This is a genomic window from Haliscomenobacter sp. (assembly GCF_033763495.1).
In the GTDB taxonomy this organism is placed as follows: Bacteria; Bacteroidota; Bacteroidia; order Chitinophagales; family Saprospiraceae; genus Haliscomenobacter.
Window position 1 is genome coordinate 35,033 of the sequence record NZ_JANRKL010000079.1, and the last position, 8,282, is coordinate 43,314.

An 8,282-nucleotide genomic window follows, 5' to 3' on the forward strand; every position below is an offset into this window, starting at 1 on the left:
CCCCGCCCCTAATGCCCAGTCCTGGCTACCCGAAATCCAATGGCATCTTTTCTTGTACTGGGTACAAAACTACTCCGATGAAAAACGGTAGCCCGTCCGGCAGGGCTAAACCAGGAGCCTCCTCGAAAAACACGAGTTTTTCCCTGTTGCGGGCCACTTGGGTTAGCTTTAAAATCAGCCGTATAAGGTGCAAACCAATCCCAAACCCATTCATTGGCATTGCCACTCATGTCGTACAATCCCAGTCCGTTGGCGTTTTTGAGGCTAGCTACCGGGACAGTCATGCCACGGTTTTTGCCCTTTAGCGAGTTAGCCGTTTCTTTTGAAGCATTGAAGTTGATCTCCTGAGGGTCGGCCATGTTTTTACCATTGCCAAAAAGGAATGTTTCGCCCCCGGCTCTGGCGGCGTATTCCCATTCCGCTTCGGTGGGCAAACGAAAACCAGTTGCGTTGAGCTTGAGTTGATATCCCGCTCCTTTTTGCTCGGTAATGGCCCTTTCCAAAGGATTATTTTCATTCAACCAGTAGCGATTGCTGAGCCAGTTGGCGTATTCCACCGTTTCAAGCCAGGTCACATTTACGACAGGGTGATTTCCCTGGTCCTGGTATTTACCCAAAGAATCTTTAACCAGGTAGAATTTAATATCCTTTCCCGTACTTGCACAGAATACGGCCCATTGCCAAACCGTCGTTTCTGTTTTTGCCAATTCAAAATTATCGACCCAAACCGGCTGGGTTAATGCATTGCTGTCCTGTTTGACAATGACATTTTTCCCCATGGCAAATTGCTTGCCCCCGGTCACCTTTAACATATGCGGATAATAACGGTGCATCAACTGGCGATAAGTCCGGTCATCAATTTTGTTGGCATAGGTGCGAAGTTCTTGTCTTTGTTTAGCAGAATCAAGTTTGCTCAGGTTGAGTAATTCAGGCTTTAAATCGCCCTTGTTCAACAAATTCGAAATGGTGTCCAACATGTTACGGGCACGCGCCATCTGGCCAGTTTCAACATACCAAATGGCGGGTTCTAGCATGGCCAAACCAATCGTGTCTTGAAGCGTATCAAAACTAAGGGCAGTGACCATAGTAGTCCAGGATTTTTCATAGTCTAGATTCAGGATTTGTTTTTCCGCATTTGCCAAAATAGCTTTAACAATTCCCGGGCTTTCTACACTCTTTGTTTTCTGTTCAATGATCTCTGCTTTCTGTTTTTTGATGGTAAGCCGGTTTTTTTCAATTTTTGCCTCCGCCTGCATATTGATTACCACCAAAAAGGCAATCGCAGCAAAAGCAAGTACATAAAGCCCAATGTTCAGATACTGACGCAGGGCTTTTTTGGTTTTAATGCGTTGTTTACTTTGTTCCAGGAAGGGTGCCCATTGAGGGTATTCTTCCCTGCGCTTGATGCGGTCATTGTACACCTCTACCTTGTTGAGATCAAACTCCAGCAACAGGCGATCCTTGTTCTTTTTTTCTTTTTCCCAACGGTTGAATTCCAGTTGCAACTCACGAACAAAGGTTTTGAATTCTTTGTCCTCAGCGGTTCGCAATTCATGAATTTGTTTGGCGATGCTATCGTGTACCAGTTCGTAACGTTCGATGTTGTCTTCATCAGCACGCAGCAGTTTGGCCGTATCACAAAAGTAAGTAAGAGCGCTACCCACCAGTTTTTCCGAGACTTGAAGCGTATTGGCCAGGTCGGCCCTTTTGCGGGAGCATTTTGTCCCTTCATCAGTGGCAAACTCATCGAGCAAACGTGGTGCCAGGTCTTTGGGGGCTTCCAGGTCACTCAAAAAATGTTGGGTATCTTCCAGTCGGGTCACAATGAAGCGGCGCAACACATTGCCCAACTGACCAACTGCAGCGACCCCTGCTGCATTGAACAGGGGCCGTTGCAGGGTTTCCATTGCGTGTTGGTACAAATAGTGGAGGTAAATTTGTAAGTAGGGCAAATGCACCGCTTGTTTGCCCTCTTTCAGTTGTAACAGAATCTGCTGCGCAGTAGTAGTTTGATCCGTTGATTTTACTTCAGATTCCGGATTTTCCAGCTCAATGTCGTACAATGCACACATCTGGGCGATCATGCTTTGTACCGTGCTATCCTTCATTGGCTCTACCCGAAAACGTTTCTCAAAAAGATTGGGCACCAGGGCTTCGTAGTCGTAGAGGTAGCCGATGTATTCCTCCCGCATCGAGAGCAGGATTTTGCAGGGCAAATTGGCGTTCAACAATAGTTGTAAGTCTTCAAAAAAGGCTTTGCGTTCGGCATCCTGGCCCAGAGTAAAAACCTCTTCAAACTGATCAAACACGAGGTGGATGGGAATCCAGCGGATTTCGTACAATTCCTGCAAAGCTGCGGAGAGATCGGTAATGGGTTCTTCCCGCCCTAACAAACGGGCCAACTCCTGCCGAAAAGAGGCATTGATGTCGTCGCGACGACGCACCGAAATACAATACCAACTGGTTAATTTATAGGCCTTGGGAAGTCCCGCGTTGATCAAACTGGTTTTACCGGTTCCCGAGGCTCCATAAATGAGCAAAAGCCGGGTTTGCTGCAGCAAGTGATACAAAGCGAACACTTCCGAATCGCGCCCAAAAAAGACGTCTTTGTCTCCAGGGCCATAGGGTTCAAACAATTTAAAAGGACTAGTGGCCATGGCTATGCAGTTAAAAATTGTGCTTTAAATTGGTTCAGGTAGTGCTTCAGTTCCCAGGTATTGGTCATTAGGTGGTTGGCTTCATGGTTCTGTGAACTGATTTCGCCAATATTCAGCAAGCTGATTTCTTCCAGGCTTTCATCAAATCGCCAAACCTCGCCAGGGCGATCCACGGATACAAAATGAAAACAAGTCCGAGGATATCCTTCTGGCTGGTAATAACCCGCGAATAAGTAGATGTCCACTTCCGTATTGCTTTGGTTCAGGAACACGTTGCGGTCGATCAAAAAAGGAAAGAGGTTAAGCGAAGGACTATCTACCCCAAAATCAGCCTCCGGAAAGCAGAGAATGGAACGGTTTTCCAACATCTGCACCCCTGTTTGAGGCAGTGGGTCCGACTCACGTAAGAGGAGTTTGGAGATGATGTTGTCAAATTCCTTGGATACGTAACGCTGGTTGATCACCTTGATGTCGCGGACTGAAGCCATCACCAACCCCAATTCGGTCCGAAAATGCAAAAATGCTTCACTAAGTTGCTCTTGTGCCTGGTAACAGCAGCGTACCGACTCCTCTTCACGCAGACGAACGCGTTGCCAGTAGTATTTTTTGAGGCCCCAAAAGAAATCAGCCGCCATTTCAAATGCCGGACTAGCGAGGTAATCGAGGGTTTCTGCTGGCAAGGGATTAAACTGGGCATTCCACTCCGGGGTACGGGCTGCATTCAGGGCAGGCAGCAAATCCCGATAGAGTACAGCAGAACTTTGCAGGTGGTTGCGCTGCAAAAAATGCTGAATGGTAGTGGCCAGTTCAGGATTTGGTTTTTGCTTCAATTGCCACAATTGTGCCAGCAATATAGCCGCTGCGTATTGCAAAAGATTGTCAAAAAAAACGGCATAATCGTACAACAAACCACGATAGTATTCATCATTGCGTAGGTCAACCAGAGCAGTGATATCGCGCAGTCGAGTGGCAATGGGCAAGGGTAAAACCTTGAGCAGCTCGGAAATTTTTCGATTGTCGGGTACATTACCTCTCGCCAGGTTGGGTGCCAGACTGCGGATACCGGCCATCGTCGAACCTTCGATTTTGGCCATCGCCTGGATGAGTTTATTTAAAAAAGAAGTCTGGTTTAGGGTTACCTCGCCTTGGGGTTCTGATTCTGTAAAAGGGAGGCGGTAGTCTTCTTGTTCTGCGCCCGGTTTACAATACAAGCCCCAGGGAAAAGCATCCGTTTCTTCATTGGCCTGACCAGGCACGCTGACCAGGGCACGGGTGGCTACAAAATCTGCTTTCTTTTGCAACTTGCGCACATCCGTTTCCACTTCCTGGCAAGCTTCGCGCAAGGAACGCCCCAGACAAAGGTATTGGTACACCTGGGTTGATACCAAATACGCTTTGTCATCACCAATTTTGCAGCTGGTTGCGATTACAAAAGGAATCCCCGCTTTGTGGAAAAAATCAACCTGCCCACGCGTGGCACAACCATTGAGGAAAACAAGTTTCAGGCAATTAAAATGTTGTAATTTTTCGGCGAGTGCAGCAGCATCAGCATTACCATCCGCCAATTGGATCAGGGTGGTATCGGCATGGCCAGCATAATGCAACACTTCAATCTCTCGATTGGGGATTCTAAGTTCTTCGATCAGATCTTGAATGCTGGCATCAGGGGTGAGCACAACGTCGTAACCCTTCTCGAAGGTTTTGTTCAGCGTCCGCTGGATTTCCTTGATTTCGTTGGACAATTGGTTGAGTCGATTGTCGGGATCATTGGCAGATACGAGGAGGAGCGTTGGCATTATTTTTGGGTTTACTCGACGTTCAGAAGTAAAAATAAAGATTTACTTTTAAACTTTCTACTATTTATAAAAAACGCATTATCCTTCCTCTACAATCCTCATTTCCAAATCCCCTTCAAAACCCACAACTGCCCCTTCATCAGGTCCACTTTCCCTCCCTCACAAAACAGGGAAATGGAATCAAATGGCGTGGTAGGAAAAAACAAATCCGTCAACACCACCCGACCTTCATCAGCAAAAAGTTCGACCGAAGAAACGTCCAACAGGATGTGCATTTTCACCTTGTGGTCTTTGCTTTCACGGGATGCGATATGTATTGCTTTGCCAAATGCTTTGGAAAAATCGTGCTTACCTGCCATTCGTCGGTCGCTAAAAAACTGATTTTGAACAGCGTCCATGCCCATGCGGTATTTTTCTCCACTGGCATTGCTGAGTTCAAGTCCCCATTTCACCTGTGGGTCGCTGGGTAGCATAACTTCCAGCTCCAGCTCCAATTGGGCGGGGGAAAGGCCACTTTTTTTGCCCACATCCAAAGTTCCACTCAGGGATTGAGCAGGAAGAGTAAAGCCCTTGGCGCGCAACTTCTTTTGTTCGGGTATCGCCTGCGAAAAAATCCTTAAGCCTTCCGGGGTCTGTCGCAAGCTCAACTCACGCACGACCGTAGTCGCGCTGCGCCAGGGATGAGTGGGTACATTTTGCGCATAGTCCCAATTGCTCATCCAACCCATGAACAAACGCCGCCCCTCGGGGGCATCCGACCAGGTTACTCCGGCGTAGTTGTCGCGGCCCCAATCCATCCAGAGGACTTTATCGGGGGCATTGTCGTTGCGGAAGGTTTTGCCGTCAAATTCGCCAATGAAGTATTGAGTAGCCGAGCCACCATTGGGCCCACCGGGGTTGATGCTTTGGATCAATACCCATTTGTTTTGATTGTTGCCTGCTACTTTGAGTGGAAAAAAATCCGGACATTCCCACACGCCACTGTGATTGCCGTGCTCGGCACCAAAGTTGCTGAGGAAAGTCCAGTTTTTTAAATCGGGGGAACCGTAAAAACGCACCTGGTTTTGTGCAGCCAATACCACAATCCATTGTTTGCTGCCCTCGTGCCAAATCACCTTGGTGTCGCGGAAATCGCGGATGCCGGGGTTGGGGATCACCGGGTTGCCTTGGTATTTGGTCCAGGTGCGCCCAGCGTCGTTGCTGTATGCGATGGACTGGTATTGAAAGTCGCTGCGGCCAGCTTTTTCGCCAGCCATCAGGTGATGGGTAAACATGGCAACCATCGGCGGCTGGCCATTGATGCCAAAACCACTGGTATTTTTCCAGTCGATGACGGCACTCCCCGAAAAAATGTAGCCCAGGGAATCGGGATACAGGGCAATAGGTAAATTGCGCCAATACACCAAATCCTTGCTAACCGCGTGCCCCCAGTGCATAGGACCCCACACCTTATCCTCGGGGTAATGCTGATAAAACAGGTGGTACTCGCCTTTGTAATAAACCATGCCGTTGGGGTCGTTCATCCACATGTAGGGTGGTGAGAAATGGAATTGGGGGCGATGGGGCTCGTGGTAGTGCCGAGTTTGGGCGAGGCCCTTTACTTCAGCAAGCAAGATCATCAACAAGTATACAATGGTGCGCAGATGAGTCTTCATGGACAGATTGATTTTGGACAGCAGGTCTTTTGACTAAAAGTACAAGAACAAGGGCATTTCTGCCAAAAAAAATCTTAAAGCAGTTTCAACACCCGCTTCGCAGCCTCCATACCACTTGCCACCGCTCCGTCCATATAACCGGGAAATGCAGCAGCAGTTTCTGTGCCTGCAATGATAAAACGGCCATCAAAATAGGCTTCCCTGAAAACTGAATCTCCATTGTTTTGATGCGGTAAAATGTATCCGGCATAAGGCGCAAAAGTATCCTCCTCCTGTTGCCAAACACAATCGTAGTAGGTACTGTACTGTAGGGCTTCATCGCCGAAATACTTCTGCAATTGTTGGAATACCAGCGCTTTTCTTTGTCCCTGCGTTGCCCCGTGCAAGGCCCCGCTCATAAAACCTTTGAGGGCAAAATGGGATGCTTCCACATTGGAATGATCGTACAGTTCGCTGATCGGGCCTACATTGCTGAATACCGAGCCCGAGTATTTTTTCTCCCGCCAAAAAGCCCGGGGATAAGTGATGGCTACTTTGATGGATTCACCCATCCAGGTATGGGTTTGTTGGGCTTTTTGCACCAGGGATTCCGGAAGGGCTGGCTGAAACTCAAGTTTTTCAACCAGCAATTTCGGCGGAATCGTAGACACCAGAATATCTGTACTAAAACTTTGATCAGGGCTTTCTACACTAAAAATGCCATTGTGGTAGACTATTTTTTGGACCCTCTGCCCCAAGTGGAGTTGATCGGGGGTCAAGTAGCTCAGTAGTTTGTTGATCAAAACGCTGCTGCCACCCGCAATGCGCAGGTTAGGTGCTTGGTCCGGCAGCAGAAAAACCTGGGGTGGCGAGGTGGAAATGGGTTCGTAAAAAGTATACCCTTGCAGGAATTGTTCAAAAACGGGCAGCTCCAATTCATTCAATAAAGCGACCAAAGCTTCGTGTTTTTCACCCAGCCAGGTTGCGCCCATTTCTACTGGAGCTTCGCCAGCGGGGTAAAGGGTGTGAATGCGCCCACCCGGGCGGTTACGAGCCTCGATGAGGATGGCGGCGATGCCTGCTTTTTTGAGCTGATAAGCGAGGGTAAGGCCAGTCAAACCAGCTCCTAAGATCATTACATTTTTCATGGGGTGAAAATAGGAAATTATTGCAGGAGCTGGATTGGGGTGGATTGTTTAAATTAGCCACTCAAACCGCTGCGTCATGAAAATTATGCCATTGCTCCTCCTGCTCTTTTCCCTAAACAGTATTCCTGCTTTTGCTCAGGATATTTTTAACCAAAACAACCTCACTGCCTGGTGCATCGTCCCCTTCGACAAACTGAAGCGTGGCCCGGAAGAGCGGATCGCCATGTTGGAAAAATTAGGCTTCGTGCAGTACGTATACGACTGGCGCAGTGAACATATCCTTTCTTTTGATCAAGAAATCAAATTGGCCAAACAGCACAACATCAACATGGAAGGCGTTTGGCTGTGGGTCAATAGCCAGCTGGACAAAACCGGGCAATTGAGCGCCGACAACCAGAAAGTGATCGATATTGTGGCCAAAAACAAACTCAAAACCACCTTTTGGCTGGGTTTTGACAATGGTTTTTTTGAAGGATTGACCCACCATGAAAGGGTGGCCAAGGGGGCCGCATTTTTGAAATACCTGCATTCCATTCTGACGCCACTGCAGTGCAAAATTGCCTTGTACAACCACGGCGGCTGGTTTGGTGAACCAGAAAACGAAATAGAGATCATCAAAAAAGCTGGGCTGAAAGGCGTCGGCATCGTATACAGTTTTCACCATGGCCACCACCAGATCAACCGCTTCCACAGCCTATTGAAAAATATGTTGCCCTACCTTGTAGCCATCAACCTGGATGGTATGGATTTAAACAAAGGCCAAATTCTCCCGATTGGGAGTGGGAAGAGTGAAAAAGAAATGATTCAATTGATTCGAGAAAGTGGTTACAAGGGGCGAATCGGGGTGCTGGGGCATCGGGATGATGAGGATGTGGAGGTCGTGCTGCGGGGGAATTTGGAGGGTTTGCGGGGGATTGTGAAGTAGACTTGAGGCGAGGTGCTTTTCAGTTAATTAATGCAATATCTGATAATTTTGGCTTACGGCTTTTTTGAGTTAAGAGTTCCGAATACATGAGTACATGAGTTTAGAAGTGAGCTACCGCAGCG

The 8,282-nt window shown here is 48.0% G+C and carries 5 protein-coding genes; 1 reads left to right on the top strand and 4 read right to left on the bottom strand.

Translation table 11 applies throughout. The annotated features are described in order from the left end of the window. Positions 1-8: 8 nt before the first annotated feature. The 4 genes from SFV55_RS08755 to SFV55_RS08770 form a co-directional block, all read right to left on the bottom strand. Complete coding sequence (locus SFV55_RS08755) at positions 9-2,657, bottom strand: SUMF1/EgtB/PvdO family nonheme iron enzyme (protein WP_320029111.1); 2,649 nt, start codon at positions 2,655-2,657, stop codon at positions 9-11. Between the two features lie 2 nt (positions 2,658-2,659). Next, the gene (locus tag SFV55_RS08760; protein ID WP_320029112.1) at positions 2,660-4,453 is read right to left on the bottom strand and encodes a CHAT domain-containing protein; all 1,794 of its coding nucleotides are present in this window, start codon (positions 4,451-4,453) and stop codon (positions 2,660-2,662) included. Positions 4,454-4,551: 98 nt separating this feature from the next. Then, complete coding sequence (locus tag SFV55_RS08765; protein ID WP_320029113.1) at positions 4,552-6,108, bottom strand: glycoside hydrolase family 32 protein; 1,557 nt, start codon at positions 6,106-6,108, stop codon at positions 4,552-4,554. Positions 6,109-6,182: 74 nt separating this feature from the next. After that, positions 6,183-7,235 carry a flavin monoamine oxidase family protein gene (locus tag SFV55_RS08770; protein WP_320029114.1) on the bottom strand — a complete coding sequence of 351 codons (1,053 nt, stop codon included), beginning with the start codon at positions 7,233-7,235 and terminating at the stop codon, positions 6,183-6,185. A gap of 76 nt (positions 7,236-7,311) precedes the next feature. On the opposite strand from SFV55_RS08770, the gene SFV55_RS08775 reads away from it, so the two are divergent. Continuing rightward, a complete protein-coding gene (locus SFV55_RS08775) occupies positions 7,312-8,160 on the top strand; it encodes an AP endonuclease (RefSeq protein ID WP_320029115.1) in 849 nt (282 codons plus the stop codon). Positions 8,161-8,282 lie beyond the last annotated feature (122 nt).

What these genes read in the sequence shown, in the direction of transcription:
- SFV55_RS08755 (WP_320029111.1), bottom strand. Translation starts at nt 2,657, where the DNA reads ATGGCCACTAGTCCTTTTAAATTGTTTGAACCCTATGGCCCTGGAGAC.
- SFV55_RS08775 (WP_320029115.1), top strand. Translation starts at nt 7,312, where the DNA reads ATGAAAATTATGCCATTGCTCCTCCTGCTCTTTTCCCTAAACAGTATT.
- SFV55_RS08765 (WP_320029113.1), bottom strand. Translation starts at nt 6,108, where the DNA reads ATGAAGACTCATCTGCGCACCATTGTATACTTGTTGATGATCTTGCTT.
- SFV55_RS08770 (WP_320029114.1), bottom strand. Translation starts at nt 7,235, where the DNA reads ATGAAAAATGTAATGATCTTAGGAGCTGGTTTGACTGGCCTTACCCTC.
- SFV55_RS08760 (WP_320029112.1), bottom strand. Translation starts at nt 4,453, where the DNA reads ATGCCAACGCTCCTCCTCGTATCTGCCAATGATCCCGACAATCGACTC.